Genomic DNA, 26,615 nt, shown 5'->3' on the forward strand with positions numbered 1-26,615 from the left:
CTCTGTCCAGAGCCTCTGGAAACAATGGAATTGATTATTTTGGCGAGGGCCGCGATCGAGGGAGAAACACTCCTTCGGCGGTCTTGTGCACTGTTTTTGAAGGTTTGAACCATGCGCGTTCTGATTGCTGAACACGACCACGCTGTGTATGCCCAACTGTTGCGTCAGGCTGCGCCTGAGCTGCAAGTACTGACCAGCGGCGACTCCGCTGAATTGGCCAGCCTGGCCGCCGACTGCCCGGTCTGGCTCGGCCAGCCGGACCTGTTGGCGACGCTGTTGCGTCAAGGTCACGAGCCTCAGTGGCTGCAATCGACCTGGGCCGGTATTACGCCGTTGCTCGCCGACGGCTTGCCACGCCACTACCGGCTGACCCGTGCGGTGGGGATTTTCGGTCAGGTCATGGCTGAATACGTGCTGACCTACATGCTGGGCCATGAGCGCGAAGTGCTGGCGCGGTTGGTCAGCCAGGTCGAGCGCAAGTGGGACAACCGCCTGGGTCAGAGCCTGGCGGGGCGCAAGGTGCTGATCGTCGGTGCCGGCGACATCGGTCAGAGCGTGGCGCAGTTCCTGGTGCCTTTCGGCGTCAAGCTGTACGGCATCGCCAGCGAACCGCGCGAGCAGGCGCCGTTCATTGAAGTTGCCGGGCTTGCGGACTTGGGGCGTCTGGTCGGTGAGGTCGATTACGTGGTCAATCTGTTGCCGAACACGCCGAACACTCACGATCTGTACAACACCGCGCTGTTCAAGCAGTTCAAGTCGACTGGCTTGTTCATCAACGTCGGACGCGGCGTGGCGGTGGTCGATGCGGACCTGGTGGAGGCCTTGAAGGAAGGGTATCTGGCGGGTGCGGTGATTGACGTCTGCCGTCAGGAGCCGTTGCCGCAGCGTCATCCGTTCTGGACCGCCTGGGGCTTGCTGCTGACCGGCCATAGCTCGGCGCCCACCTCGCCGCCGATGATGGTGCAGTTGTTTCTCGAAAATCTGCGGGCGTATCAGGCGGGCGAAGCGCTGCGCGGAGAAGTGGATTTCACACGCGGGTATTGATAGCTGATTGAAAAGATCGCAGCCTTCGGCAGCTCCTACAAGGTTTTGTGTACGCCTGTAGGAGCTGCCGAAGGCTGCGATCTTTTGTTTTTACAGGCTGAAATCACCCTCAGCCGCCAACTCGCTCAGCGGAACACGTGGGCTTGGGGTTTCGCGGGCTTGCAGGTAATCAGCGAGGGTCGCCTTGTCCCCCAGCTTGCCGATCGCGACCGCCGCGTGCAGCGCGTAGCCTTCAGGAATATTCAGCTCCTTGCGGGTCAGCTCTTGATCGAAACCGGCCATGCCGTGGGTGTGCCAGCCGCTGATAGAGGCTTGCAGCGCCAGATGGCCCCAGGCGGAACCGGTGTCGAAGGTGTGCCACAGGGCCGGGGTTTCTTCAGTCGCGCCAGGCACGGTGAAGGTGGTTTTCGAGATGACGATCACCAGGGCCGAGGCGTGTTGCGCCCAACTGCGGTTGAACTCGTTCAGCAGACCCAGGTAACGCTCCCAGTTCGGCGTGTCGCGGCGCGCGTAGAGAAAACGCCATGGCTGCGAGTTGTAGGCCGACGGCGCCCAGCGAGCGGCTTCGAAGAAACTCAGCAGGGTTTCTTCAGGGATACTTTCACCGGTGAAGGCGCGGGGGGACCAGCGGTCAGTGAACTGTGGGTGAATGGCATATTCGGCAACGCGGGGATTAGCGCTCATGGAAGAGTTTCCTGACTACGTTTATGACGCGCAAAGCTACTTTGCGGCGTGATAACTGACAAGTCCTGTTATACCGACAGTCGCCAGCGCTTGGCCCGCGAGGGCTGGGGCACTAGACTGGCGGCCTTTTCACCACCTGATGTTGATGCTTGAGCCATGGCCGCCAAAGTCGAACCTTTCTGGATACGTAAAACCCTCGAACAACTCGATCAAGAGGAGTGGGAGTCTTTGTGCGACGGATGTGGCCTGTGCTGCCTGCAAAAGCTTGAGGATGAAGAAGACAACAGCGTTTACTACACGCGTATCGCCTGCAAACTGCTGGACCTGAAAACCTGTCAGTGCACCGACTATCCGAACCGTCGCGATTCAGTGCCCGATTGCATCCAGCTCACGCCGGGCAAGGCCGATCAGTTCAAGTGGCTACCGCCAACCTGCGGTTACCGGTTGGTCAGTGAGGGCAAGGACTTGCCACTCTGGCATCACCTGGTCTGCGGCGACCGTGACGCGGTGCACCACGAGCGTATTTCCCAGTCCGGGCGCATGCTCGCCGAAGGCAGCGTGGCTGAGGATGACTGGGAAGATCATCTGATTTTTCGCGCGGGCTAACGCTCGGCGTTCCAGAAAAACAGCACGAAGGAGTGTGTATGGCTGTGGGGTTGAAGCTGCCGTTGGCATTGTCGCTTTTGCTGCTGAGTTCACCGGTGTGGGCGGCCAGGAAAGTCGATCTGGATTACCACGTGCGATTGCTGCCGCAAAGCGATCAGGCCGAAGTGCGCTTGACGCTGGCGCAGGGCTCGGTGGTGCGCAGCCTGGATTTTGATCTGGGCGACGGCAGCCAATACAGCGATTTCAAGGCCGACGGTCAGTGGCAGCTCACACCGGGTAACGCGACGCGTGGCGTATGGCGCCCGGCAGCCGACAAGGCCAGCCTGACCTACCGCGTACGCATCAGCCACTCCCTGAAAAACGCCAGTTTCGATACCCGCATAACGCCGAATTGGGCGCTGATGCGTGGCGACGATCTGGTGCCGGCGGCGCGCCTCGATCAGCAGGACGGCATCGAACTGGTATCGCGCCTGGAATTCGAATTGCCGGAGGGCTGGAAAAGCGTCGAGACCGCCTGGCCGCGGATCGGCAAGAACCGCTTCCGCATCGACAATGTTTCTCGGCGGCTCGACCGGCCTACGGGCTGGATGCTCGCCGGCAACCTGGGTAGCCGTCGCACGCGGCTGGGTGAAACCGAAGTCACGGTCGCCTCGCCGCAAGGGCAGGGCATGCGCCGGATGGACGTGTTGACGCTGCTGACCTTCGTCTGGCCGCAAGTGCAGGCGCTGTATCCGCGTCATCCCGGTAAGCTGCTGATTGTGGGTGCCGCTGACCCGATGTGGCGCGGCAGCCTGGCCGGGCACGAGTCGATTTATCTGCACAGTCGGTTGCCGTTGGTCAGCGAAAGTGGCAGCAGCCCGTTGATCCGTGAGTTGGCCCAGGTGTTCGGGCGGATCAAGGACAGTGATCGCAGTGACTGGATCAGCGAAGGCTTTGCCGAGTACTACGCCATTGAGCTGCTGCGCCGTGCCGGCGGCATGAGCGATGATCGTTATCAGACGCTGGAAGACAAAATGGCAAAAGCCAGCCATAACGTCAGCACTCTGCGCGGTTATCAGCTCAGTCCGGAGGCCATTGCCAAAGCGGTGTTACTGCTGCAGGAACTGGACCGCGAAATTCGTCTGAAAACCCGCAACAAGCGTTCGCTGGACGACATGTTACGCGGCGCCATGCAGCTGGAGCGGGTCAGCACCAAAGAGTTTGTGGCGCTGGCCCAGAGCATTATCGGCGAGCCGTCGAAAGTGCTGGATACCGAGTTGTTGCGCTAACCACAACGAAAGAGATCAGCCCCCGGTCTTATTGCCCGTCGCCGCGTCGGCGTTGGCTTTCAGGGTTTTCAGTTCCTCACCGGCCCGTTCGATTTTTGAACGGACGTTGGCCATGTCCTGACGACTTTTTTCGAAGAAGCTTTTTGCCGAACTATGGCCCGTGATGCCTCGGGCCAGGGCGGCACCACCGAGCGCCACCTCAATCAGGCCGAACACGCCACCGCGGCGCAGTCCTTTGCCGACCATCAGCACACCGCCGGCCGTGCTCGCGATGCGTTCCCAGCCCTGGACGTTCTGCGCTGGTTGCGTCTGGAACGGCGTGGAGTCGATACGTTCTACGCGTTTGATGTCGCTCATGATCTGTCTCCTCAGGGGCAATGGATATAAAACTGACTGTGCCGGCGGCCGTCTCGTTCCATCCAGTGTTCAGCGTATCAGCGAAATTTTGGACCGGAACGGGTGTTATTGCCCTTGGCCATACGGTCGTAAAGCACCACGTTGACGGTGGCGGCCAGGTTCATGCAGCCGGTGGTCGGGATGTAGACCACGTCTTCGCACCACTCACGAATCTCTTTATCGAGTGAGCCGTCTTCCGGGCCGAAGATATACAGCGCACGGTCCGGGTGGGTGTATTCGGGCAACGAACGGGCGCCGTCGACCAGCTCGACCGCCACCGGAACGCAGCCCAGCGGGAGGATTTTCTTCAGGTCGTCGATGCCGATCAGCGGAATGTCGTGATGGATTTTCTTGGTGTCGGTGACAAAGTCACGGGCGCGTTCATAACGCTTGCCGGTGTAAAACACCGACGCCACACCGTAACAGCCGGCGGCACGCATCACCGAACCGACGTTCTCCGGTGATTTGGGGTTATACAAACCAATGCAGCTGTACCGTTTGTTTGCCACGAGCGGGGTGCCCTTCGAGAAAAACCGCGATTATACGGGGATTGCGAGAGGGCGGTCAGATTGTAGATTGGTGGCGTCTGGGCGATTGCTATCGCGAGCAAGCTCGCTCCCACAGGGGATCCTCTGTGAACACACTATTTGTGATCACCCAAAACCAATGTGGGAGCGAGCTTGCTCCGGGCGGCGATCCGACGATGAGGCCCGCTCAGGCGCTGAAGATCTTTAATCTTCTTTCTTCATCAACCCGGCCAAAGCCGCAAACGGATTATGCGTCGCCTTGGCAATTTTCGGGGTGCTCAGCGAGCCGTCGCCGAAGTACTGCTGGTCGGTGTAGCGCGAGTGTTCGTTGTCGTGGCAGTACAGGCACAACAGCTCCCAGTTGGAGCCGTCCTGCGGGTTGTTGTCGTGATTGTGGTCGCGGTGGTGCACGGTCAGCTCGCTCAGGCGCTTGCCGGAGAACTCACGGGCACAACGTCCACAGACGTGCGGGTACATCTTCAGGGCCTTGTCGCGGTAACCCATTTCACGGTCGCGCTGGGCGTCGGCGAGGATGCGGTCCAGTTTGGCCGTGTTGGAGGGAGGCGTTGACGAACTCATGGGTTCACCTTTGTAAAAGACTAATGACGGTTATAACGAGAGTTTAGCTCAGGCCTTGAGTTTCTCGGCAATCCAGATCGTGTGCCGGGTGCCCTTGTTGCCGTGGGCGAACACTTGCACTTCTTCGGCCTTGAAACCGGCCTTGCGCAGTTTGTCGGAAAAGTGCCGGTCGGCGCTGGCTGACCACACCGCGAGCACGCCTTTGGGGCGCAGGGCCTTGGCGCAGGCACTCAGGCCGCCGGACGAGTACAGCCAACTGTTGGCTTTCTGCGTCAGGCCTTCGGGGCCGTTGTCGACATCGAGCATGATTGCATCGAAACCTTGCGGCTCGGCTTGCAGGACCTTGGCCACGTCTTCCATGCGGATGACCGTGCGCGGGTCGAGCAGCGGTCGCCCGGACTTCTCGCCCAGCGGCCCGCGATTCCATTCGACCACCCCCGGCACCAGTTCGGCGACCACCACTTCGGCGGTCTTGCCCAGGTGCTTGAGCGCGGAGGCGAGGGTGAAACCCATGCCCAGACCACCGATCAACACCCGTGAATTCGGCCGGCCGGCGACCTTGCGGCAAGGAATCTCGGCCAGGGCGTCCTCGGAACCGTGCATGCGGGTGTTCATCAGCTGTCCGCCGTCACCGCCCTGGATCTTGATGACGAAGTCTTCGCCGTACTCGAACAGGCACAGGGCACCGCCGTTTTCGGGGATGGGGGTGGTGTCGAGCAGAACGAAACGTTTCATGGGGCTCTCATTAAGGAGGGAAACTGGCATTGGGCAGGGGAAACCGGCATTGAGAAAGGCAATCTTGCGCGGTTGGGAGTAGCCTTGAGGCAACAAGCAAGGGCAACGGAGCCATTGATGAAGCGCACCATTCTAACGGTCATTGTGTTGGCCGCGCTCTCGATAAGTGCGGCGCAGGCGCAAGAGTTGCAAGCGATCCCCACCACGCCTTCAGCGGCACCCGGCTCACCCGGCACCGCAACCCCCACGCCGTACCCGCAGATTACCCCGACCAGTGTGCCCAAGGCAGGCAACGGCAGCGGCGGTGCGATCCTGTTGCCACCGATCGAAATGCCCAACCCACCGAAGGATCAAACCTTGCCGGCACCTGAGCAGACCCAGCAAAAAACCAAATCCCCCGGTGGTTAAATCTGTTGCGAGAGCAATTGGCCGTCGGCCATGCGCAGGCGTTTGGACAACGACACGGCAATGGCGCGGATGATCTTCGCGGCGATTTTCGGAGCGTCGTTGAGCATCTTTTCCAGCGAGTCCTTGCCCAGGTTGAGCAGTTGGCAATCGCTCGCCGCGACACAACTGGCCGAGCGCCGTTCGCCGTCGAGTACGGCCATTTCGCCGAATGCCCGGCCGCTGCGTAGCGTTGCGATGGTCACCCGCTGGCCGTCGCTGTTGGTTTTCTGCACCGCCACCTGGCCCGAGTGAATGATGCACATGAAGCTGCCGGCATCGCCCTCGTGGAAAATCTCTTCGCCCTGGGCGATGGTGCTGATGCTGAAGTAGCCGGCAGCCGCCGTGAAATCGGCCAGTTGCAGCTGATCGAACAGGCCACAGTCCATCAGCCAGTCGCGAATTTCTTTGTTCAACAGGGTCGGTTCTGACATGTCGTCACGGTCTTTTTCTTGTGTCTGTTGCGGGTTCGGGCTTTGTGGGTAATTGCCAATCCCTTGTGGGAGCGAGCTTGCTCGCGATGAGGCCATCACATTCAAGATTGATGTTGAATGTGTCACCGCCATCGTCGGATCGCCGCCCGGAGCAAGCCCGCTCCCCCATTTAAGACCCGTACGCCTTACGGAGTTCCTCAGGCGATGCCCAATACCTTGAAAACAAATGCGTATTCGAGGGCTACGTCACGTAATCCCTGATAACGCCCGCTCATTCCGCCATGGCCGGCACCCAGTTCGGTCTTGAGCAACAGCAGATTGTTGTCGGATTTGGTCGCGCGTAACTTGGCCACCCACTTGGCCGCTTCCCAATACTGCACGCGGCTGTCGTTGTAGCCGGCGATTACCAGGGTCGCCGGATAGGCGTGAGCGCTGACGTTTTCGTACGGCGCGTAAGCCTTGATCCGATCATAAACCTCTGGCTCTTCAGGATTGCCCCACTCGTCGTATTCGGTGACGGTCAGTGGCAGGTCCGGGTCGAGCATGGTGTTGAGCACATCGACGAACGGCACCTCGGCTATCGCCGCCGCGAACAGTTCTGGCCGTTGGTTGAGTACCGCACCGATCAGCAAGCCCCCCGCACTGCCGCCGCTGATGGCCAGTTGATTTGAGGTCGTGAAGCCGTTGGCGATCAGGTGTTCGGCGCAGGCAATGAAGTCGTTGAAGGTGTTTTGCTTGTGTTCCTGTTTGCCGGCGCGATACCAGGCTTCACCCAGTTCACCACCGCCGCGCACATGGGCGATGGCGAAGGCAATGCCGCGATCGAGCAGGCTCAGGCGTGCATGGGAGAACCACGGGTCAAGGCTTTCGCCATAAGCGCCATAGCCGTAGAGGTAAAGCGGCGTCGGTTGGCCAAGCATCTCGCGTTTGACCACCAGGCTGATCGGCACCTGTGTGCCATCGGGCGCGGTCGCCCACAGACGCTGACTGACGTAGGCATCGGCGTCGAAGGGGCCAAGCACCTGGGTTTCCTTGAGCACTTTCTGTTCGCCGCTGGCGAGGTCGAGCTGACGAATCTGCGCCGGGCGATTCAGCGCCTCGTAGCGCAGGCGGATCTTGTCGCTCACAAATTCCAGGCTGTTTTGCACATGCAGGCTGTAGGCCGCGTCCGGCAGTTGCACGCGGTAAGCGGGCAGGCCCTGCGGATGAACTTCGATGATCGGCAAACCGCCTTCACGCAGGCTCAGGGTCATGGCCGAGGCATTCAGGCTCATGCCGTCAAGCATCACCGTGTCGCTGTGAGGGATCAGGTTTTGCCAGTCGTCTTGCGTCGGCACAACGCCGGTGTCGGTGGCCTGATACAGCGCGAAGTTGATGCCGTCGCGGTTACTGCGAATCAGCCAGCTCCATTGGTCGTCGAGCTTGCCGTGGTCGACGTCGTACTCGTGATCTTCAACCCGCGGCGCCAGGCAGGTGAAGGCCTGTTGTGGCTGCGAAGCATCGAGCACCCAGACCTCGCTGGTGGTTTTGCTGCCCAGCGACAGCAGTAACTGGCGTTCGGAGCTTGAGCGGTAACAGTGCAGGAAAAACCGCCCGTCGGGCTCAAAGAAGACTTCTTCGGCGGCGGTACCGTCGAGACGATAACGAAACAGCTTGTGCGGGCGATGGGTGTCGTCCAGCTCGCCGAAGAACAGCGTCAGGCTGTCGTTGGCCCAGGTCATGCTGCCATCGCAGTTCTCGAACGCCAGTTCGCTGACCTTGCCGTTGGACAGCTCCTTGACGAACAGCGTGTAAATCTCTTCACCGCTGGTATCGAGGCTGTAGGCCAGGCGCTGGTGGTCCGGGCTGATACTGAAGGCGCCCAGCGAGAAAAAACCGCCATTGGCCAGCACGTTGGGGTCGAGCAGCAGCTGTTCCTGACTTTCGTCGACCAGCAGGCTGTCGTCGGCCGGACGCGGGCAGCGGTAATGCCGGGCATATTCGTCACCGGCGGTGGTGCGGGTGTAATAAAGGTACGGCCCCCACGGGGAGGGCAAAGACAGGTCGGTTTCGAGAATCCGGCTTTTTATTTCGTTGAACAGGGTTTCACGCAGCTCGGTCTGGTCGGCCAGTTGCATTTCCTGATAGCTGTTTTCAGCCTTGAGGTAGTCGAGCACCTGCGCGCTGTCGCGTTCTTGCAGCCAGGCGTACGGGTCATCGCCGTCGGCCTTGCGGGCAATCGGGGCGCTGCAAACGTGGGCGGATAGGGGCATGAAGGGCTCTCGGGCATTATGCAAAAAGGGCTTCACTGTCAGCGGGGCAGCCTGATCGGTGAAAAGCCGTTATCATAAGCGCCTCTGTGCGACACGCGTAGCGTGTCTCCAAGACTTCGAGGTGTAGAGTCATCTTGAAGGGCTTCCGAAAGGAAGCCAAGAGCTTGGGTATCCAACCCCAAGAAACAAAACCCTCCCAGAAGTCCAATGCCTTCAAGGACTTGCCGCAGCGGCGGTGGCAAACTCAAGGTCGATTAGCGCTCGGTGGCTCGACCGCAGTACCAGATTTTCCGGTACTGGAGTGCCTACTACACATCAGCCCTATTCAGGGCTAAACCCATGCGGGAGAGAATCCCCGCTGGGGTTTCCTCCTGCTTTTGAAACAGGAGGTAACAATTCTTTGGGCATGCTGCCTCGGCAGTCCCTGCTCACATCAAACCGGAGACATGAGCGAAAGCTCTGTCTGTCATTGTCCATCTACCTTGCTCGCAAGGTGGCAGCGGACTCGTTGTGCGACCAACGATAGCCTAGGAAGACATGCGTCACTGGTAACGGTGAGGTGTGAAGCTCTTCTCACAATGTAGTCCCCGTCAGGGTGTGCTTTTGCCGCGAGGTAAAGCATAGATACTCGGAGCAGTGCCGGGTTGAGACGCTAGGCTGGTTGGCATGGGTAACGTAAGTGAACTGCTGATAAACGCCGTAATTATGAACAAGCCAAAACTGCTGTCAGGCTTGAGCCAAAAGGCACGTGGTCGGATACCTCTGTAGAGGCTTGAGGTACGTCGTCATAGGACCATCGGTGAAAAGGCAGGCCCTAAACCAATCGTGTGACAGGTAGGGAACGTGGTAAGCCCGTATGGCCGCCTTCGGGCAGGTGAACCGCAAGGGGATCTGTTGGCTGTGTGGGTATGGGATCGCAGAGAAAGCGAAAGCCGGGCTGTAATGGCTCGGATAGGGGTTGGGACATTACCCCACGGGAAACCGGGCAGACTTCTGCGTGGTCTTTCGTCGCATGAACTCTGACTGAACCTGTCTCAATGATCTTAGAGACCCAGCAGTATTGGGCCTCCTACTAATCCAACCCTGACGGGAGCGTCCATTCCCGTCAGGGGATGCGTACGTCTTCTGCTCGGGGAAACTTGAGAGGAAGGCAGCATGATAGAGCACAGCCAAATGGCCGTGCCTGCGCTTTCTGGCACTCCGCAACAATGGCATGACATCGATTGGTGTCGTGTTCAGCGGAATGTTCGGGCAATGCAGGTGCGGATTGCGAAGGCTTGTCGGGAAGGCAAATGGCGCAGGGTGAAAGCCCTGCAACGGATGCTGACCCGCTCTCGATCGGCCAGATACTTGGCCGTACGGCGAGTCACTGAAAACCAGGGTAAGCGCACGGCGGGAGTCGACCGCGTGCTCTGGGATACACCCGACGCAAAATGGAAAGCGGCAAATGGGTTGAAGCGTCACGGATATAAGCCACGACCTTTACGGCGTGTGTTCATTCCGAAGTCGAATGGGAAGGAACGCCCTTTGGGTATCCCAACCATGACTGACAGGGCTATGCAGGCGCTGTATTTGCTGGCTCTGGCCCCCATTGCAGAAACCAAGGGCGATCCGAATAGCTACGGCTTCAGGATCGAACGCTCCACGGCGGATGCGATGGGTCAGTTGTTTGTTTGCCTGTCCAAGAAGGTCTCGGCCCAATGGATACTGGAGGCGGACATACAAGGCTGCTTTGATCACATTAATCATGACTGGATGCTCGCCAACGTCCCTATGGACAAAGCGATTCTTCGGAAATGGTTGAAGGCTGGCGTGATTCATAAAGGCCAGCTACAGGCAACGGATGCTGGTACGCCACAAGGCGGGATTATCTCGCCTACCTTGGCAAATATGGCGCTCGATGGTCTGGAAACACAGCTCAGGCAGTATCTGGGCGTGACAAGGGCCAGAAAGCTGAAGATCAACGTGGTGCGGTATGCGGATGATTTTGTGATTACTGGAAACTCGAAAGAGGTACTGGAAAGCGAAATCAGACCTTGGGTGGAGCAATTCCTGGCAGTACGCGGGTTGCAGTTATCCCCTGAGAAAACACATATCGTCCATGCCGATCAAGGCTTCGACTTTCTGGGTTGGAATTTCCGTAAGTACGACGGGAAGCTTCTGATCAAACCGAGTAAGAAGAACGTCAAGGCGTTCTATCACAAGGTGAAGGAGGTCATCGACGCCAACAAGATGGCGAAGCAGGAGTATTTGATTCGATTGCTCAATCCCATCTTGAAAGGCTGGGCGCTGTATCACCAGCCTGTTGTAGCCAAGCAGGCCTACAGCCGCATGGATAATTTGTTGTTTCATGCTCTATGGCGTTGGGCAAAGCGGCGGCACCCGAACAAGTCACTGCAATGGATCGGGAAGAAGTATTTCCGAATTCAAGGAAGCAGAAGTTGGGTGTTTGCCACCACGATGTTGGAGGAAAACGGGACGAAAAAGGAGGTCGCTCTGTATTCGCTTGCGAGTACACCGATCGAACGACACAGGAAGGTTAGTGGGGAGTACAACCCCTTCGACCCTTCCATGGAAGAAATGGGCGAGAAGCTGCGGACGGCACAGATGCTGAAAAAGCTGAAGTATCGCAAACAGATTCTCAGTCTCTATCAAAGCCAGAAAGGACTGTGTCTGATGTGCAAACAACCGATTACGAAGGAAACGGGATGGCATGACCATCACATTATCCACCGCACTCATGGCGGTAGAGACACCCTGGATAACCGGGTACTATTGCATCCTATTTGTCACCAACAGCTTCACAGCCGTGGATTGACAGTGAACAAACCGGCTCCGCAAGGGGCTTTCTAAAGACTTGAGCCGTATGCGTTGAAAGGCGCACGTACGGTTCTTAGGGGGAGGCAGGCCAGTAATGGCCTGTCTCTACCCGACTTGCCTGCCTTGCCATGGACACCATGACCGAGAACGACTATCTGATCGCTTGGGGCCTTTACGCCTTTGCCGCTTTGGGCTGCCTGTTGGTGTGGATGCGCCTGACCCGCTGGATGTGGCGCTGGCTGCGCGAACCCCTGCGTCTGCTCGTGGCCGTGCTGTTATTCAGCCCGACCATCATCGATCCGGTGAAGGAGAAATTCGCCCCGGCCATCGCCATTACCGCCCTGGACCTGCTGTTCAAGGTTGGTAACAACGCCTGGCGCGCGATTTCCGACCTGTTCATGTACGGCATGATCGCCTTCGGTATTTACTTGATCGTCGTGTTGATCCGCTTTCCCATTGAACGCGCGTCCAACGCTCGCAAGGAACGGGAGGCCGCCGCGAAAGCCGCTGCCAAGGCGGCCGAGCCGGAAGATGATCAACCCTTTGGCGGTGCTGGCGATGATCGTTATGGTCGTCCACCGGTTCCGAGCAACCCCCAGCGTTCATCACGAGTCGAACCCCGTCTTTGACGTTGCCCAGGCATTGAAGCGAGAGTCCCGCCATGTGTGAGTTATTGGGCATGAGCGCCAATGTCCCGACCGATATCGTGTTCAGCTTCACCGGGCTGATGCAGCGTGGCGGTCGAACCGGTCCGCACCGGGACGGTTGGGGCATCGCCTTCTATGAAGGCCGTGGTCTGCGCGTGTTTCAGGACCCGGCGGCGAGTTGTGATTCTGAAGTCGCGCTGCTGGTGCAGCGCTATCCGATCAAGAGCGAAGTGGTGATCGGGCATATCCGCCAGGCCAACGTCGGCAAGGTCTGCCTGTCCAACACTCACCCGTTCGTGCGTGAGTTGTGGGGGCGCAACTGGTGTTTCGCGCATAACGGCCAACTCGCCGACTTCCAGCCGACCACCGGTTTTTACCGGCCGGTTGGCGATACCGACAGCGAAGCGGCGTTCTGCGATGTGCTCAACCGCGTGCGTGAAGCCTTCCCGGAACCGGTCGAGGTCGAGCAGTTTCTGCCCGACCTGGTGGCGGCGTGCGCTGAATACCGTAGCAAAGGTGTGTTCAACTGCCTGTTGAGCGACGGTGACTGGCTGTTTTGTTATTGCTCGACCAAATTGGCGCAGATCACCCGTCGCGCACCGTTTGGTCCTGCACGCTTGAAGGATGTGGACGTGATCGTCGACTTCCAGGCCGAAACCACACCGAACGATGTGGTGACGGTCATTGCCACCGAACCCCTGACCGAAAACGAAACCTGGACCCGTTACGAACCGGGCCAATGGAGCCTGTGGCGACGCGGTGAATGCGTCAGTCAAGGCAAGACCGAATAAGGAACACCTTTCTATGTTGCTCAGTTATTTGCGGCTGGTGTTGTTTGCGATCGGCCTGTTGGTGGGTGTGCAGGTGCCGGGTTTCATCAACGATTACGCCAAGCGGGTCGAGGCGCATCTGATCGAAGCGCAGACCGGTCTGCGGGGCTTTCAGGGTACTGCCGAGCAGTTCTTCAAAGGTGATTTGCAAGCACTGGTCGCTCATTACCGTGCCAGTGACGACCCGGTGTTTCGCAGCGATGCTGACAGCCTGAGTACCTTGCTCACTCGCCAACTGGCGCTGGATAAGCAATTCCAGGCCATGCAAGGCCCGTGGTACATCCGCGCCTTGCAGGTGGCGTTGGCCGCTGACCCGGATATTCGCAAGGAATCCTGGAATGGCTACAGCTACCAGCTTTTGCTGACGCCTGAAGCCATGGGCTGGGGGCTGAGCGCGGCGATGTTGCTGTCGTTCGGCCTGGAATGCCTGTTCCGTCTGATTGACTGGGTGGTGTTGGGCGGCAAGCGCCTGCGCCAGAGCCGGCCGATCGAAGAACGCGATTTGCGCGGCTTGTAACTCCGTCAAAAAACTCGCGGCCTCCGTAGGTACTGCCTTCTACGGAGGCCGCTATTTTTACCAGTCGACCGAGTAGCTCATGCTCAACGTACGGCCTTCGGCATTGGCGTACGGCGCTTTGGCGTTGGCTTGGGCGAACAGGTTGACGTACGTGCGGTCGGTCAGGTTATACACGCCACCTTCGAGACGACCGACCGGTAATCGCACGGAACCGAGCAGGTCCACCAGCGTATAGCCTTCGATGTCGCGCCCGTTGTTGTCTTTGGCGGCAGCGTCGTAACTGGCCAGGCGCATCCCTTGCAAACGCAGGGTGTAGTCGTCTTCGGTGTAGCCGACGAACAGCGTGGTTTTGGCCGGTGAGATACGTGTCGCCGGCAAGTCGATCCATTTGCCGTTCTGCTCGGTCTCGCCCTTGGCCCACGCATAAGTGCCGCCCACCGACCAATGATCGGTCGCGCGGTAGGTCAGGCTGTTTTCGATGCCGCGAACCCGCTCTTTCTGGTTGATCAGGCGCAATACCCGGTCATTGGCATCGTAGAACTGGGTCACGTCCGAGGTGTTTTCATACACGGTGACGTCGGCCTGCCACTGGTTCCAGTTACCGCGCCAGCCCAATTCGTAGCTGTCGACCTTGATGGCCTGGGCGTTGAGGCTCTGGATGTCGAAGGTGCTGTTCACGTCACGCAAGAAACGCTGGATATCCGGCAGCGAAAAACCCTGGCTGTAATTGGCGAAGATGTCCTGGTGTTCACTCAGGTGATAGACCGCGCCCAGGTTGTACAGCGTGGCGTCGTATTTGAGGGTGTCGCCGGGCAGGGTGGCGCGGACGCCGGTCTGGACGATCTGACCGTAGGCGATGCTGTCGGCGACGTCGCTTTCGATCCATTCGCGGCGCACACCGCCACGCAAGGTCCAGTCACCGATGTCCCAGGACATCTGCCCGAACAGTGCTTTGGTGGTGGTTTCGAGATCCGGGCCCATCTCGTAGGTGGTGCCGGTCTTGGTGTAAGTCAGCCCTTTGAGGGTGTACTGGTTACCGCGCTGGCGGGAGCGCTCGTGATCGTAGTCGGCGCCCCAGACCAGATTGCCCGTGGCGCTGCCAATGGCCGGCAACGGCGTGTCGATGGCCGCGCGCAGGCCGTAGACATCCTGCACGCTGTTGTTGTCGGCGATCCCGGCCTTGCCTCGTGACAGGTCCGGGAAGAACAGCGCATCGGCCCGGCGCCAGTAGCTTTCCAGCTGCAGGCCCTGACCGTAGAAGTCCTGGTCGGTGTAGTTGAGGTTGACCGCCTGGTTATGGGTGTAGGGTTGGTCGTCGAGTTTCAGCCCCTTGACCGCCACGGCTTGTTGCAGGTTTTTCGGGTCTTTGGTGAAGTCAGTGTCCTGCTGATCCTTGTAGTCCTGCAGCGACAGGCTGAGTTTTTTGTCGGCATCCAGTTCGTAACCAAAACGACCTTGCAGGTCATAGGTTTCGGTGTCCATGTTGCTGCCCTGAGAGGTGTCCTGAGGGATGCGCTTGCCGTTGCCATCGAACTGATCGTTACGCTGGGTCAGGTCGGCGGACACATACCAGTCCAGCGCGTCCTTGCGCCCGGTGGCACTCTGGAAAGCTTCGTAGGCGAAACCTTTGCTATTGAGGTTGTTGCCGCTGCTCAGGCCGAGTTTGCTGCTGTAGGCAATGTCCTGGCCCTGATTGCGCTTGGTGATGATGTTGATGATGCCGCCCGAAGCACCGGCGCCGTAGATGCTGCTGGCGCCGGAGATCACTTCGATACGCTCGATGCTGGCCGGTGCGATGCTGTTGAGCTGGCGGAAATTATCGCGCGTAGCGTTCTGCGATACGCCGTCGATCAACACCAGCATGTTGCGCCCGCGCAGGGTCTGGCCGAAGTTGCTCATTCCACCGCTGGAGGGTGCAAGGCCGGGGACCAATTGTCCGAGAATGTCGGAGACCCGACGACCCGCGCCGCTCTGCTCGCGGACCTGCTGTTCGTCGATCACCTGGACCGAGCCCGGGATCGAGGCAATGCTCGCTTCGCTGCGAGTCGCGGAGACGACGGTAGCTTGCATGTTCAAGGTGCCGGGTTGCTGCTCGATCTCCTCGGCCCAGGTCTGGGCGCTGAAGGAACCAAGGAGCGGAATCAGCAGAGAGAGTTTGGTTCGGGTCATGACGTGGTCTTTTTTAGTTGTGATAAGTGTGGGTGGATAAGGTCGAGGGGCCGGGCGCGGAGGTGAATGAGCGCACCCAGCGGATCCCGATGGCGGCCAGTGCGTAGGTCAGCGCCACCAGCCAGAAGCCGTGGGCCAGGCCGACCAGTCCCATGCCGATTCCGCCGAGCACGGCACCGAGCAGAGCGCCAGCCTTGGCCGCGCTGTTGCCGAGGCCGAGGGCAAAACCCTGCTGGCTTGAGGAAATGGTGTTGGCGATCAGTGCGTACGCGACCGGGAGCAGGGCGCCTTGCCAGATACCCCAGACCAGCCGGCTGACGAGAAACCCCAGCCATTCGTTGGCCAGCGCCGTGGCCGCCAGCGTCAGGGCGCACAACCAGGCGACGCCTTCAATGACGCGCAAGGTGTAGGCCGGCTGCCAGCGGTCGAACAGACGTCCCCACAGCGGGGCGGAAATGGCCAGGGTCGCGGCGCTCGCCGCGTAAGTAGCGCCGATCAGCCAGCTTGGGGCGTGCAGAATGTTGGCGACGTACAGCGCGTAGAACGGCTGTGGCATCATCTTCGCGGCCTGAATCAACACGATCACCGACAGGATTCCACCGAGCCAGCCTTTGGGCAGGGCCACCGGCGCAACCGGGTTTTTCTTCGCTGCCAACGCCTTGTCGGCCGGCAGGAAAAAACTCCCCAATGCGCACAGCAGGCAAATCGCCGTCGCGCCATAACAGAGCAGGGCGAACCCGGAGACATCCATCAACCAACCGCCCAGCACCGGGCCGATCAACGAGCCGACGGCCGTCGCCGATTGCAGACGGGCCAGGGTGTGACCGCGCCGGGAACTGTCGCAGCAGGCCAGGGCATAGGCTTGCGCGGCGGCGAGAAACCCGGCCAGCGCGCCTTGCATCACGCGAATGCCCACCAGCAGCCACGGGTCGAGGGTGATGGCCGCCAACCCTTGGCACAGTGCGAGAGCCAGCAACGCCCGAACGATCATCGGCTTGTGTCCGGTGCGATCACCCAGCCGGCCCCACACGGGAGTCAGGAGCATGGCCGCAAGCATCGGGCCGGCATAGACCAGCGCCGATAACAGCGCGGTGTAGCCGGCGCCTTCTGGCCCGAGCAGATGCTGGATCTGCAAGGGCCAGAACGGGCCGCTCATTTCCATGGCCCCCATGGAAACAAACTGGATGACGATCAGCAGTCGCAAGGCGCGACCGTCAGCGAGCATGGGCGCTGGGTCGCAACGGGTTGCTCAGGCGTCCGACGATGTCGGCATGGCTGTCGTGCAAGCGCATGCGCATGAACGATTTGGCCGGCCAGTCCTGTTCCAGCAAGGCCTGGCGCTCGCTGTCCCAACGTGCTGGCTCGACACGCTCGCGCAAAGCGTCGAAGCACTGTGCAACGTGCGTTGCCAAACGCTCCCAAAGGCTGTTTTCCGGCACATTCCAATGACGGGCGCAAAGCAACGTCAGCTCGCCGAGGTGGCACATGAAGGTGGTGTGCAGGAGTTTGTCGCGGACAAAACCGGGCTCGTCGTACAGGGTCATTTTCGGATCGTGCAACTGGATATCCAGGCCCTTGGCGTGCAGGGTTTTGCGATCGATGCGAATGTCGCCGAAGTCACGCAGTAACAGCCGATTCAACTGCCCGTCGGCGCCCATCACCATGAAACTGTTTTGCTGGTGCGCTTCGAACGCCACGCCGTACATCAGGTAAATGCCCAGCAGGCTCGGTACGGCAATCGACAGGTAATCATCGAAGAACGCCAGCATGGCCTCGCTGTCGTCACGGCCCTGCGCCAGTCGTACCCAATCACGCAGTAACGGCTGTTCGAATTCGTTGACGGCGAACAGGCTACCGACCGGGACTGCCAGTTCGCCTTCTTGCAGCAGGGTCAGCGGGTTGTCGCGGTACAGCACGGCGGCATGCCGGGAACGTTCGTCGTCGGCCGGTTGTGGCGCGTAGTGCACACCGATGCGCTCCGGCACGATGTTCAGCAGACGCTGAATCTGTGGCTCCAGATCGAGAATATCCAGCAACAGCTGACTGATGCGCGGCCCCATCCGGGCCGAGCGCGGCGACACCGTGCGCTGCACGCTGGTCAGTCGCAAGGCCACCGGCAGTTTGACCATCGGCGCAACGCGACTGGCCTCTGGCACGACGGTGCGAAAGGACATGGTCGGGTGGCCAGTGAAGGCGACGATGTCGGTAACGATCAGCAGGTTGTCGGCGATCTCGTTGGCGAACGAATTCGGCAGCTCTTCGTCGGCTTGCCATGGGTGTGACGGGAGCGGGAGGTAGTCCGTTACTTCCAGGCCCAGCTGCTGCAAATGGCGTTGCAATTGTTCGGCGGCTTGTGGGAAGTGGCCTTGCCACCAGTCCCAGTAATCGGCGGTACCGGCCAGCGTTTCGACGTGGGTGTACTGACGGTGCAGGGCGCACAACACGATCGGAAAACTCGCCTCGAATTCCGGCGAGAAAGCGATGACCTGAGCGGCGCTCAAGCCCAGTTTGGTTTTGTAATTCGGGTGCCATGGATGACCGAGCGTGCCCCACTGTTCGAGCAGTGACGTCGGGTTCTGGTGGTCGGGGCTGGCTTTGAGCCAAGCGAGCAGGTTGTCGTCGTGCTCGGTGTCGATCTGCTCTCTCAGGCGCTCGGTCCATCCATGGTGGAACGCCAGGCAGAGGGTGTCGTTGCTGTAGCTGTCATCCAGTTCCCGGGCCAGACGTTGCAGTACCTGCGGGGAGGCTGGCGGGTTGAGCTGAGTGCTGAGGTGAGCGAGCAGTTCGCTGGGCAACTGGATTTTGTGGGGCAGGCTGTCGGGGGAGTGCAGGACGATGCTGCCGCGCACGTCCCAACTGTTCATTCTTCCGCCCGACAGATGATCGAAGCAAAGGTTCGCGCCATCGCCAAGCGGCAGCCAGCAACGGCTGTTGTCGTCGTATTCGCAGGCGTCAGGGTTGATCAGACCTTCGCGGAACAGCGCCTGGATCAGGCGTTGGAAGCAACGCTGGGCGGCGGGCTCCAGGGCATTGCTCAAATGGTCGAGGGTGATGCGGTGGGACTGGAAAGCCTGGGTGCCGAGGGCTTCGCTCCAGTGTGAGAGCAATTGCTGCTGTTTTTGCGTGTAGGCGCGCATCAGGTCCGACTCCTTCTGGACAGTTGTTTAGCTGAAAGCGCGCAAAGAATACCGTCTTAAAATAATAATGCAAATGATAGCAATTCCTACTTGCTGTGAGGATTTCCTTTTCAGAGGCTGGCCATGGGTTTGCTCAAGACGAGGTATTGATAGGTGAAATGATCCTGGCAGCGTTAAGCCTGCCGGAAACCCGCGGCAAGCACTCGATGCGCAGTAACTGATAATCTTTGGGGCATACAGAAATGTCCCGCAGCTAAAACAACAACAGCCTATAGGAGCGTCCACCGTGAGCCGTCTGCTATTGAACTGCGATATCGGCGAAAGCTTTGGTCACTGGACCATGGGTCTGGATGCCGAAGTGATGCCGTACATTGATTGCGCCAACATTGCCTGCGGCTTTCATGCGGGCGACCCGAGCATCATGCGCAAGACTGTCAGCCTGGCGCTGAGTCATGGCGTACAGATTGGTGCTCATCCGGCCTATCAGGACCTGGTGGGATTTGGCCGCCGTTCCATGGCCTACACCGCGCAGGAACTTCAGGATCTTCTGCACTACCAGATCGGCGCGCTGGACGGCATTTGCCGGGCGCAGGGTACTCGCGTGAGTTACGTCAAACCCCACGGTGCGATGTACAACGACATGATGGCCAACCCTGCGCAGCTGCGGGCGGTGATTCAGGCCGTTGCGGCGTATGACCGGCAACTGCCGCTGATGCTGATGGCGACTCGCGACAACCGTGCGGCTCAGCTGATGGGCGATGAGTACGGTGTGACGCTGTGGTTCGAAGCGTTCGCCGATCGGGCCTATGACAGCGCCGGGCATCTGGTTTCGCGGCAGTTGCCGGGTGCGGTGCATCACGATCCAGAGAAAATCATAGAACAGGCACTGACCATCGCTCGCGGTGACAGCCTGGTTGCCAGCGACGGCAGCGCCTTGCATTTGCAGGCCAACACCCTGTGTGTGCATGGCGATAACGCCAGTTCGGTGGCTGCTGTGCAGCGGATCCGTGAGGCTTTGAATCTGCAGAGTGCGCCATGAAACCACGGGTTGAAGTGGTAGCCATCGATTGCCTGATGGTGCGGTTGTTCGATGAAATCGCTGAAACCAACATGCCGTGGATGCTCGCCGCCAGCGAGCGACTGCGCGCAGGGTTTGCCGGGCATTTGATCGATCTGGTGCCGTCCTATACGACCTTGATGGTGCACTACGATCTGCTCGCGTTGAGCCCGGCTCAGGCGCGAGAACTGATCGCCGAAGCCTTGACTGATTTGACACCCAACGCCCAGTCCGGTGGTCATTGCCACGTGTTACCGGTCTGGTATGACTTGAGTGTCGGGCCTGAACTGAACCTGCTTTCGCAGCGCAGCGGGCTGGCCGTGGCGGAGGTGATTCGCCGCCACAGTGAACGCGAGTATCAGGTGTTCGCATTGGGGTTTGCGCCGGGGTTTGCCTTTATGGGACTGGTTGAAGAAGTGCTGGCCGCGCCCCGTTTGAATACTCCACGCAAGCGCGTGGCGGCCGGCAGTGTGGGGATTGCCGAGCGGCAGACAGCGGCTTATCCGGTGGTATCGCCGGGTGGCTGGAACCTGATCGGTCGCACCCCGGCCAAACTGTTCGACCGCGAGCGTGAGGGCTACAGCCTGATGCAACCGGGCGATACAGTGCGTTTTTCAGCGGTCAGTCATGCCGAGTTCGTCAATCTGGGCGGCGACGATACGCCGCTGGAGGTGCTGGCATGAGCCGTTTGACGATCGAAGCCAGCACACCGCTGTGCCTGCTGCAGGATGCCGGTCGGTTTGGCGTGCGGCATCTGGGCGTAACCCAGGGCGGTGCGGCGGATTGGCTGTCGATGTCCTGGGCCAACTGGCTGCTGGGCAACTCGCTGGAGGCGGCGGTGATTGAAGTGACCCTCGGCGGTTTGACCCTGGAGGCGCAGGATGATTGCTGCCTGGCGCTGGCGGGGGCGGACCTGGGTGCATTGTTGGACGGTCAGCCATTGGCGCCGTGGCGCAGCTTTAACCTCAAAAAAGGCCAGCGTTTGCAATTCACCCAGCCATTACTCGGTGCGCGTACCTATCTGGCGGCACCCGGCGGTTTCAACGCGCCCCAGGTGTTGGGCAGTTGTGCGACGGTGGTGCGCGAAGAACTCGGGGGGCTGGACGGTTTTGGTCGGGCCCTGGCACGAGGTACCGAGTTGGGTTACTCCGGGCCGGCGCAGACATTGCGGGAGGTGCCGCACGAGCAGCGACCAGACTTCAAACTGACTCAGCCGCTGGATCTGGTGCTCGGTGCGCAACACGGCGAGTTCAGCGGGCAAAGCCTGTTCGATGCCTTCAACCGCGTCTGGACCCTCGACAGCCGTGCCGATCGCATGGGCATCCGCTTGCTGGGGACGGCGTTGCAGTATCAAGGCAAGCCGATGATCTCCGAAGGCATTCCGCTGGGCGCGGTTCAGGTGCCACCGGACGGGCAGCCGATCGTGTTGCTCAATGATCGGCAGACCATTGGCGGTTATCCACGGTTAGGGGCGTTGACGCCGTTGGCGTTGGCACGGCTGGCACAGTGTTTGCCGGGGCAACAGGTCCGATTGGCGCCTGTGGTGCAGGAGACGGCGCATCGGCAGCAGGTTGAGTATTTGCACAGGTTTGTGAACCGCTAAAAGCATCGCGAGCAGGCTCGCTCCCACAGGGGTAAGTGTCGTTCACAAAACGTGTGAGCAACACCGATCCAATGTGGGAGCGAGCTTGCTCGCGATAGGGCCCGAACAGGCAGCGAAGACTATTTAGACAAAAACCGCATCCCTTCTTCCAGCCCGCGCAAGGTCAGCGGGAACATCCGGTCCTCGATCAGATCGCGCACGATGTTGGTCGAGGAGGTGTAGCCCCAGGTGTCTTTCGGGTATGGGTTGATCCAGATGAGTTTCTTGTACTTCTCCATGAAGCGCTGCATCCAGACGTAACCGGCTTCTTCGTTCCAGTGCTCGACGCTGCCGCCGGCCTGGGTGATTTCGTAAGGCGCCATCGCGGCGTCGCCGACGAAGATCACTTTGTAGTCGGCGCCGTACTTGTGCAGCAGGTCCATGGTGGCCGTGCGTTCCGAGCCACGGCGCATGTTGTTCTTCCACACCGATTCATAAATGAAGTTGTGGAAGTAGAAGTACTCCAGGTGTTTGAACTCGGTCTTGCAGGCCGAGAACAGCTCTTCGCAGATCTTCACATGGGCGTCCATCGAACCGCCGATGTCGAACAACAGCAACAACTTGATGGTGTTACGTCGCTCCGGGCGCATCTGAATATTCAGCAGCCCCGCGTCGCGAGCGGTGTGATCGATGGTGCCGTCAATGTCCAGCTCATCCGCTGCACCTTGGCGAGCGAATTTGCGCAGCCGCCGCAGCGCCACCTTGATGTTGCGTGTGCCCAATTCGACCTGATCGTCGAGGTTCTTGTACTCGCGCTGGTCCCAGACCTTGACCGCTTTGCCCTGACGTTTGCCGGCATCGCCGACCCGAATCCCTTCCGGGTTGAAACCGCCGGAGCCGAACGGGCTGGTACCACCGGTGCCGATCCACTTGTTGCCGCCGGCATGGCGTTCTTTCTGTTCTTCCAGGCGCTTCTTGAATTCTTCGATCAGCTTGTCGAGACCGCCGAGGGACTGGATCTGCGCCCGTTCCTCATCGGTCAGCGAGCGCTCGAATTCCTTGCGCAACCAGTCTTCGGGAATCAGTGCCTGAAGGTGGTCGTCGAGTTTTTCCAGGCCATTGAAGTAGGCCCCGAACGCCCGGTCGAACTTGTCGAAATGCCGTTCGTCCTTCACCAGAATCGCTCGCGACAGGTAATAAAACTCGTCCATGTCGGCGAAGATCACGCGTTGTTTGAGCGCGTTGATCAGGTCCAGCAGCTCACGCACCGAGACCGGCACCTTGGCTGCACGCATTTCATTGAACAGGTTGAGCAGCATGGCTTTCGCCCTTGATCTTGTAAAAAGAGTATCAGCGGGTGCCGCGACGGCTCATGAACGCCAGACGCTCAAGCAACTGCACGTCCTGTTCGTTCTTCACCAGGGCGCCGGCCAGTGGCGGGATAGCTTTGGTCGGATCGCGTTCGCGCAGCACCGCTTCGCCGATGTTGTCGGCCATCAGCAGCTTGAGCCAGTCCACCAGTTCGGAAGTCGAGGGCTTTTTCTTCAGACCCGGGACTTTGCGCACGTCGAAGAACACGTCCAGCGCTTCGCTGACCAGGTCTTTCTTGATGTCCGGGTAGTGCACGTCGACGATCTTTTGCAGGGTGACGCGATCCGGGAAAGCAATGTAGTGGAAGAAGCAGCGGCGCAGGAAGGCGTCCGGCAGCTCTTTCTCGTTGTTGGAAGTAATGATGATGATCGGGCGCTGCTTGGCCTTGATGGTCTCGTCGATCTCGTAAACGTAGAACTCCATCTTGTCGAGTTCTTGCAACAGGTCGTTCGGGAACTCGATGTCGGCCTTGTCGATTTCGTCGATCAGCAGAATCACCCGCTCTTCGGACTCGAAGGCTTCCCACAGCTTGCCCTTTTTCAGGTAGTTGCGGATGTCATGGACCTTGTCCACGCCCAACTGCGAGTCACGCAGGCGGCTGACCGCGTCGTACTCGTACAAGCCCTGATGAGCCTTGGTGGTGGACTTGATGTGCCAGGTGATCAGGCGCGCGCCGAAGGATTCGGCCAGTTGCTCGGCCAGCATGGTCTTGCCGGTGCCGGGTTCGCCCTTGACCAGCAAGGGTCGCTCCAGGGTGATCGCGGCGTTGACCGCCAGCTTCAGGTCATCGGTGGCGACGTATGCGCGGGTGCCTTCGAACTTCATCGGTAATTCCTCGAACGGTAACGCCGGCCTGGCCGGGCAGGGCGGGCGGAATAAAAGTCATGCCCGACTATAACGCGGCGCCCGGTCGACTGTGAACGCAGACGGCTTATTCAGTCTCTGAATGGGACGTCACATGGTGACTCGGTCAGTTCAACGATCGGCCACACGAGCGTGCCCCCGTTCGTCGCGACTGGACGCACGAGGGGTGTGAGGCATACCCTTGAGGGCTTCTCCAACGCTGCATAAGGACCCAGCCATGAGCCGCATTTTTGCTGACAACGCGCATTCCATCGGCAACACGCCGCTGGTGCAGATCAACCGTATTGCGCCTCGCGGTGTGACCATTCTGGCGAAGATTGAAGGGCGCAATCCGGGCTATTCAGTCAAATGCCGAATCGGCGCGAGCATGATCTGGGATGCCGAAAGCAGCGGCAAACTCAAGCCGGGCATGACCATTATCGAGCCGACCTCGGGCAACACCGGCATCGGTCTGGCGTTCGTCGCCGCCGCGCGTGGCTACAAGCTGATGCTGACCATGCCGGCGTCCATGAGCATCGAGCGGCGCAAGGTGCTCAAGGCTCTGGGCGCCGAACTGGTACTGACCGAGCCCGCCAAAGGCATGCCAGGTGCCATCGCAAAGGCAGCAGAGATTCTGGCCAGTGATCCGGCCCGGTACTTCATGCCGCAGCAATTCGAAAACCCGGCCAACCCGGGAATCCACGAAAAAACCACCGGTCCGGAAATCTGGAACGACACCGACGGCGCGATCGACGTGCTGGTCTCGGGTGTCGGTACCGGCGGGACCATCACCGGCGTTTCGCGGTATATCAAGAACACCAAGGGCAAGCCGATTCTCTCGGTGGCGGTGGAACCGGTGGTCTCGCCGGTGATCACCCAGGCCATGGCCGGTGAGGAAATCAAGCCAAGCCCGCACAAGATCCAGGGCATCGGTGCCGGCTTTGTGCCGAAAAACCTCGATCTGTCGATGGTTGACCGGGTTGAGCTGGTCAGCGATGAAGAGTCCAAGGCCATGGCCCTGCGTCTGATGCAGGAGGAGGGGATTCTCTCCGGGATTTCCTGCGGTGCGGCCATGGCGGTTGCCGTGCGTCTGGCCGAAACCCCGGAAATGCAGGGCAAGACCATCGTGGTGATCCTCCCGGATTCCGGCGAGCGTTACCTGTCGAGCATGTTGTTCAGCGATTTGTTCACCGAACAGGAACTGCAGCAGTAACCCTCTAAAGATCGCAGGCTTCGGCAGCTCCTGCATGGGGTACGTCATTCGGCGTAGGAGTTGGCGCAGCCTGCGATCCTTTGATCTTGATCAGTCAGGGTTCAGGTCCTTTATGTTAATAACTGCTTTGTTGCGCAATCCTTAATACTGATTGTTCAGTTATGTGGGTTTTTCCGAAGGTCGGTAGTGTTTATCATGGCCGACTGCCACGCTGGGTATAGGGCGGTGCGCAGCGTTGTTTATTCTCAAGGAGTTGTTGCATGACCTTTTCCTTTGCCGCCAAGGCCTCGCTGTTGCTGCTGTTTGTGGGCAGCACCCTGTACGTGCATCTGCGCGGAAAGGCGCGTTTGCCGGTCTTGCGTCAGTTCGTCAATCACTCGGCGCTGTTCGCTCCTTACAACGCCTTGATGTACCTGTTCTCGGGAGTGCCGTCCAAACCGTACCTGGACCGCAGCAAGTTTCCGGAACTGGATGTGCTCAAGGAAAACTGGGAAGTCATTCGTGACGAGGCGATGCACTTGTTCGACGAGGGCTACATTCGCGCCGCCGAGAAGAATAACGACGCCGGTTTCGGTTCGTTCTTCAAGAAGGGCTGGAAGCGTTTTTACCTCAAGTGGTACGACAAACCACTGCCGTCGGCCGAACTGTTGTGCCCGAAAACCGTCGAGCTGGTCAGCCGCATCCCCAACGTCAAAGGCGCGATGTTTGCCCTGCTGCCGGGCGGTAGCCACCTCAACCCGCACCGCGATCCGTTCGCCGGTTCCCTGCGTTATCACTTGGGCTTGTCGACGCCGAACTCTGACGATTGCCGCATTTTTGTCGACGGTCAGGTCTATGCCTGGCGCGACGGTGAAGACGTGATGTTCGATGAAACCTACGTGCACTGGGTCAAGAACGAAACCGAAAAGACCCGGGTGATTCTGTTCTGCGACATCGAGCGACCGCTGAGCAACCGCGTGATGACCCGCATCAACCGCTGGATCAGTGGTCTGCTGGGCCGCGCCACGGCACCGCAAAACCTCGATGACGAGCGCGTCGGCGGGATCAACAAGGTTTACGCCTGGAGCAAGAACTCCAGCGACAAATTCAGCGGTGCGTTCAAGCAGTGGAAGCGCCGCAATCCGAAGCTGTACCGTGTCCTGCGGCCAGTAATGGCGGTTGTGGTGCTGACGGCGCTGGGTTACTGGTTGTTTGGCTGAAGGTTCTTCAATAAAAAACCGCTCCTTGTGAGCGGTTTTTTATGTGGGGTATACGTTACTGGCGTCCTGCGAGAACACCGATCGGCTCTTCGGCTTTGGTACCTGTCAGTGCGGCTTTGAAAAGACGTAGCTGATTCGCGGAAAGCTCCATGGAAGCACGCTTCTTGCTTACCTTGGACGACTTTTTCTCTGGAGAATTGTTTTCAACGAGAGCTTTCATTGGGCCTCCAACGTTGATCGTTAATTGAACAATTGCCCCGA

26 protein-coding genes are annotated in these 26,615 nt (G+C 59.6%); 13 read left to right on the forward strand and 13 right to left on the reverse strand.

What is annotated here, in order from left to right; all coding sequences use genetic code 11:
* Nucleotides 1-111 precede the first annotated feature (111 nt).
* The gene (locus AC1RPZ_RS23750) at nucleotides 112-1,044 is read left to right on the forward strand and encodes a D-2-hydroxyacid dehydrogenase (RefSeq protein WP_493139884.1); all 933 of its coding nucleotides are present in this window, start codon (nucleotides 112-114) and stop codon (nucleotides 1,042-1,044) included.
* A gap of 90 nt (nucleotides 1,045-1,134) precedes the next feature.
* On the opposite strand, the gene AC1RPZ_RS23755 is transcribed toward AC1RPZ_RS23750, so the two are convergent.
* Nucleotides 1,135-1,728, reverse strand: a complete 594-nt coding sequence (locus AC1RPZ_RS23755) for a nitroreductase family protein (protein ID WP_493139886.1) — start codon at nucleotides 1,726-1,728, stop codon at nucleotides 1,135-1,137.
* 156 nt (nucleotides 1,729-1,884) lie between these two features.
* Here AC1RPZ_RS23755 and AC1RPZ_RS23760 point away from each other — a divergent pair, with 156 nt between their 5' ends.
* Both AC1RPZ_RS23760 and AC1RPZ_RS23765 read left to right on the forward strand, forming a co-directional pair.
* Complete coding sequence (locus AC1RPZ_RS23760; RefSeq protein WP_071551400.1) at nucleotides 1,885-2,334, forward strand: YcgN family cysteine cluster protein; 450 nt, start codon at nucleotides 1,885-1,887, stop codon at nucleotides 2,332-2,334.
* A gap of 38 nt (nucleotides 2,335-2,372) precedes the next feature.
* Nucleotides 2,373-3,602: a hypothetical protein gene (locus AC1RPZ_RS23765; protein ID WP_493139888.1), complete on the forward strand. Its 1,230-nt coding sequence runs from the start codon at nucleotides 2,373-2,375 to the stop codon at nucleotides 3,600-3,602.
* Nucleotides 3,603-3,617: 15 nt separating this feature from the next.
* Here the strand turns inward: AC1RPZ_RS23765 and AC1RPZ_RS23770 are convergent, their stop codons facing one another.
* The 4 genes from AC1RPZ_RS23770 to AC1RPZ_RS23785 form a co-directional block, all read right to left on the reverse strand.
* Nucleotides 3,618-3,959 (reverse strand): YgaP family membrane protein, encoded by a 342-nt coding sequence (locus tag AC1RPZ_RS23770; protein ID WP_493139889.1) that lies wholly within the window; start codon nucleotides 3,957-3,959, stop codon nucleotides 3,618-3,620.
* Between the two features lie 77 nt (nucleotides 3,960-4,036).
* Nucleotides 4,037-4,507 carry an RNA methyltransferase gene (locus AC1RPZ_RS23775; protein WP_019692493.1) on the reverse strand — a complete coding sequence of 157 codons (471 nt, stop codon included), beginning with the start codon at nucleotides 4,505-4,507 and terminating at the stop codon, nucleotides 4,037-4,039.
* A 222-nt stretch (nucleotides 4,508-4,729) separates the two neighbouring features.
* Nucleotides 4,730-5,104 (reverse strand): YajD family HNH nuclease, encoded by a 375-nt coding sequence (locus tag AC1RPZ_RS23780; RefSeq protein ID WP_123427983.1) that lies wholly within the window; start codon nucleotides 5,102-5,104, stop codon nucleotides 4,730-4,732.
* Nucleotides 5,105-5,152: 48 nt separating this feature from the next.
* Complete coding sequence (locus tag AC1RPZ_RS23785; RefSeq protein ID WP_493139891.1) at nucleotides 5,153-5,839, reverse strand: spermidine synthase; 687 nt, start codon at nucleotides 5,837-5,839, stop codon at nucleotides 5,153-5,155.
* Nucleotides 5,840-5,956: 117 nt separating this feature from the next.
* Between AC1RPZ_RS23785 and AC1RPZ_RS23790 the strand changes: the two genes are divergently transcribed.
* Nucleotides 5,957-6,247: a hypothetical protein gene (locus tag AC1RPZ_RS23790; RefSeq protein ID WP_493139893.1), complete on the forward strand. Its 291-nt coding sequence runs from the start codon at nucleotides 5,957-5,959 to the stop codon at nucleotides 6,245-6,247.
* Here AC1RPZ_RS23790 and AC1RPZ_RS23795 read toward each other — a convergent pair.
* On the reverse strand, nucleotides 6,244-6,717 hold the full coding sequence (locus AC1RPZ_RS23795; RefSeq protein WP_493139895.1) for a cyclic nucleotide-binding domain-containing protein: 474 nt from the start codon (nucleotides 6,715-6,717) through the stop codon (nucleotides 6,244-6,246). The two genes, AC1RPZ_RS23790 and AC1RPZ_RS23795, sit on opposite strands and share 4 nt — an antisense overlap.
* A 197-nt stretch (nucleotides 6,718-6,914) precedes the next feature.
* The gene (locus AC1RPZ_RS23800; RefSeq protein ID WP_493139897.1) at nucleotides 6,915-8,969 is read right to left on the reverse strand and encodes a S9 family peptidase; all 2,055 of its coding nucleotides are present in this window, start codon (nucleotides 8,967-8,969) and stop codon (nucleotides 6,915-6,917) included.
* Between the two features lie 1,155 nt (nucleotides 8,970-10,124).
* Here AC1RPZ_RS23800 and ltrA point away from each other — a divergent pair.
* The 4 genes from ltrA (at nucleotide 10,125) to AC1RPZ_RS23820 (ending at nucleotide 13,783) form a co-directional block, all read left to right on the forward strand.
* A complete protein-coding gene (gene ltrA, locus AC1RPZ_RS23805; RefSeq protein ID WP_493139899.1) occupies nucleotides 10,125-11,822 on the forward strand; it encodes a group II intron reverse transcriptase/maturase in 1,698 nt (565 codons plus the stop codon).
* Between the two features lie 95 nt (nucleotides 11,823-11,917).
* Nucleotides 11,918-12,418 carry an MFS transporter gene (locus AC1RPZ_RS23810; RefSeq protein WP_493139901.1) on the forward strand — a complete coding sequence of 167 codons (501 nt, stop codon included), beginning with the start codon at nucleotides 11,918-11,920 and terminating at the stop codon, nucleotides 12,416-12,418.
* Between the two features lie 32 nt (nucleotides 12,419-12,450).
* The gene (locus tag AC1RPZ_RS23815) at nucleotides 12,451-13,227 is read left to right on the forward strand and encodes a class II glutamine amidotransferase (RefSeq protein WP_493139902.1); all 777 of its coding nucleotides are present in this window, start codon (nucleotides 12,451-12,453) and stop codon (nucleotides 13,225-13,227) included.
* A 13-nt stretch (nucleotides 13,228-13,240) separates the two neighbouring features.
* The gene (locus AC1RPZ_RS23820; RefSeq protein ID WP_493139904.1) at nucleotides 13,241-13,783 is read left to right on the forward strand and encodes a DUF2937 family protein; all 543 of its coding nucleotides are present in this window, start codon (nucleotides 13,241-13,243) and stop codon (nucleotides 13,781-13,783) included.
* A gap of 57 nt (nucleotides 13,784-13,840) precedes the next feature.
* Here AC1RPZ_RS23820 and AC1RPZ_RS23825 read toward each other — a convergent pair whose 3' ends face one another.
* Genes AC1RPZ_RS23825 through AC1RPZ_RS23835 form a run of 3 tightly spaced genes read right to left on the reverse strand, consistent with a single transcriptional unit; the run spans nucleotide 13,841 to nucleotide 19,089 of the window.
* Entirely contained in the window at nucleotides 13,841-15,952 is a 2,112-nt protein-coding gene (locus AC1RPZ_RS23825; protein ID WP_493139905.1) for a TonB-dependent receptor, read from the reverse strand.
* A gap of 13 nt (nucleotides 15,953-15,965) precedes the next feature.
* Nucleotides 15,966-17,177, reverse strand: coding sequence for an MFS transporter (locus AC1RPZ_RS23830; RefSeq protein WP_493139907.1), 1,212 nt, complete (start codon nucleotides 17,175-17,177; stop codon nucleotides 15,966-15,968).
* Nucleotides 17,167-19,089: an IucA/IucC family protein gene (locus AC1RPZ_RS23835; RefSeq protein ID WP_493139909.1), complete on the reverse strand. Its 1,923-nt coding sequence runs from the start codon at nucleotides 19,087-19,089 to the stop codon at nucleotides 17,167-17,169. The genes AC1RPZ_RS23830 and AC1RPZ_RS23835 overlap by 11 nt, the downstream gene beginning before the upstream one ends.
* Nucleotides 19,090-19,375: 286 nt before the next feature.
* Between AC1RPZ_RS23835 and AC1RPZ_RS23840 the strand changes: the two genes are divergently transcribed.
* The 3 genes from AC1RPZ_RS23840 to AC1RPZ_RS23850 are packed head-to-tail and all read left to right on the forward strand — an operon-like array spanning nucleotide 19,376 to nucleotide 21,749.
* Entirely contained in the window at nucleotides 19,376-20,128 is a 753-nt protein-coding gene (locus tag AC1RPZ_RS23840; RefSeq protein WP_493139910.1) for a 5-oxoprolinase subunit PxpA, read from the forward strand.
* Entirely contained in the window at nucleotides 20,125-20,829 is a 705-nt protein-coding gene (locus AC1RPZ_RS23845) for a 5-oxoprolinase subunit B family protein (protein WP_493139912.1), read from the forward strand. The genes AC1RPZ_RS23840 and AC1RPZ_RS23845 overlap by 4 nt, the downstream gene beginning before the upstream one ends.
* Nucleotides 20,826-21,749, forward strand: coding sequence for a 5-oxoprolinase subunit C family protein (locus AC1RPZ_RS23850; protein WP_493139914.1), 924 nt, complete (start codon nucleotides 20,826-20,828; stop codon nucleotides 21,747-21,749). The genes AC1RPZ_RS23845 and AC1RPZ_RS23850 overlap by 4 nt, the downstream gene beginning before the upstream one ends.
* Nucleotides 21,750-21,868: 119 nt before the next feature.
* Here AC1RPZ_RS23850 and AC1RPZ_RS23855 read toward each other — a convergent pair whose 3' ends face one another.
* Together AC1RPZ_RS23855 and AC1RPZ_RS23860 are read right to left on the reverse strand one after the other, a co-directional pair.
* Complete coding sequence (locus AC1RPZ_RS23855) at nucleotides 21,869-23,047, reverse strand: vWA domain-containing protein (RefSeq protein ID WP_123427954.1); 1,179 nt, start codon at nucleotides 23,045-23,047, stop codon at nucleotides 21,869-21,871.
* Nucleotides 23,048-23,078: 31 nt separating this feature from the next.
* Nucleotides 23,079-23,924: an AAA family ATPase gene (locus tag AC1RPZ_RS23860; RefSeq protein WP_103316235.1), complete on the reverse strand. Its 846-nt coding sequence runs from the start codon at nucleotides 23,922-23,924 to the stop codon at nucleotides 23,079-23,081.
* A 256-nt stretch (nucleotides 23,925-24,180) separates the two neighbouring features.
* Between AC1RPZ_RS23860 and cysK the strand changes: the two genes are divergently transcribed.
* The gene (gene cysK / locus AC1RPZ_RS23865; RefSeq protein WP_493139916.1) at nucleotides 24,181-25,155 is read left to right on the forward strand and encodes a cysteine synthase A; all 975 of its coding nucleotides are present in this window, start codon (nucleotides 24,181-24,183) and stop codon (nucleotides 25,153-25,155) included.
* Between the two features lie 260 nt (nucleotides 25,156-25,415).
* Complete coding sequence (locus AC1RPZ_RS23870) at nucleotides 25,416-26,354, forward strand: aspartyl/asparaginyl beta-hydroxylase domain-containing protein (protein WP_493139918.1); 939 nt, start codon at nucleotides 25,416-25,418, stop codon at nucleotides 26,352-26,354.
* 55 nt (nucleotides 26,355-26,409) lie between these two features.
* On the opposite strand, the gene AC1RPZ_RS23875 is transcribed toward AC1RPZ_RS23870, so the two are convergent.
* Nucleotides 26,410-26,574, reverse strand: coding sequence for a hypothetical protein (locus AC1RPZ_RS23875; RefSeq protein WP_493139921.1), 165 nt, complete (start codon nucleotides 26,572-26,574; stop codon nucleotides 26,410-26,412).
* Nucleotides 26,575-26,615: the final 41 nt, after the last annotated feature.

The organism is Pseudomonas sp. GW822-FHT02D10 (assembly GCF_058802345.1).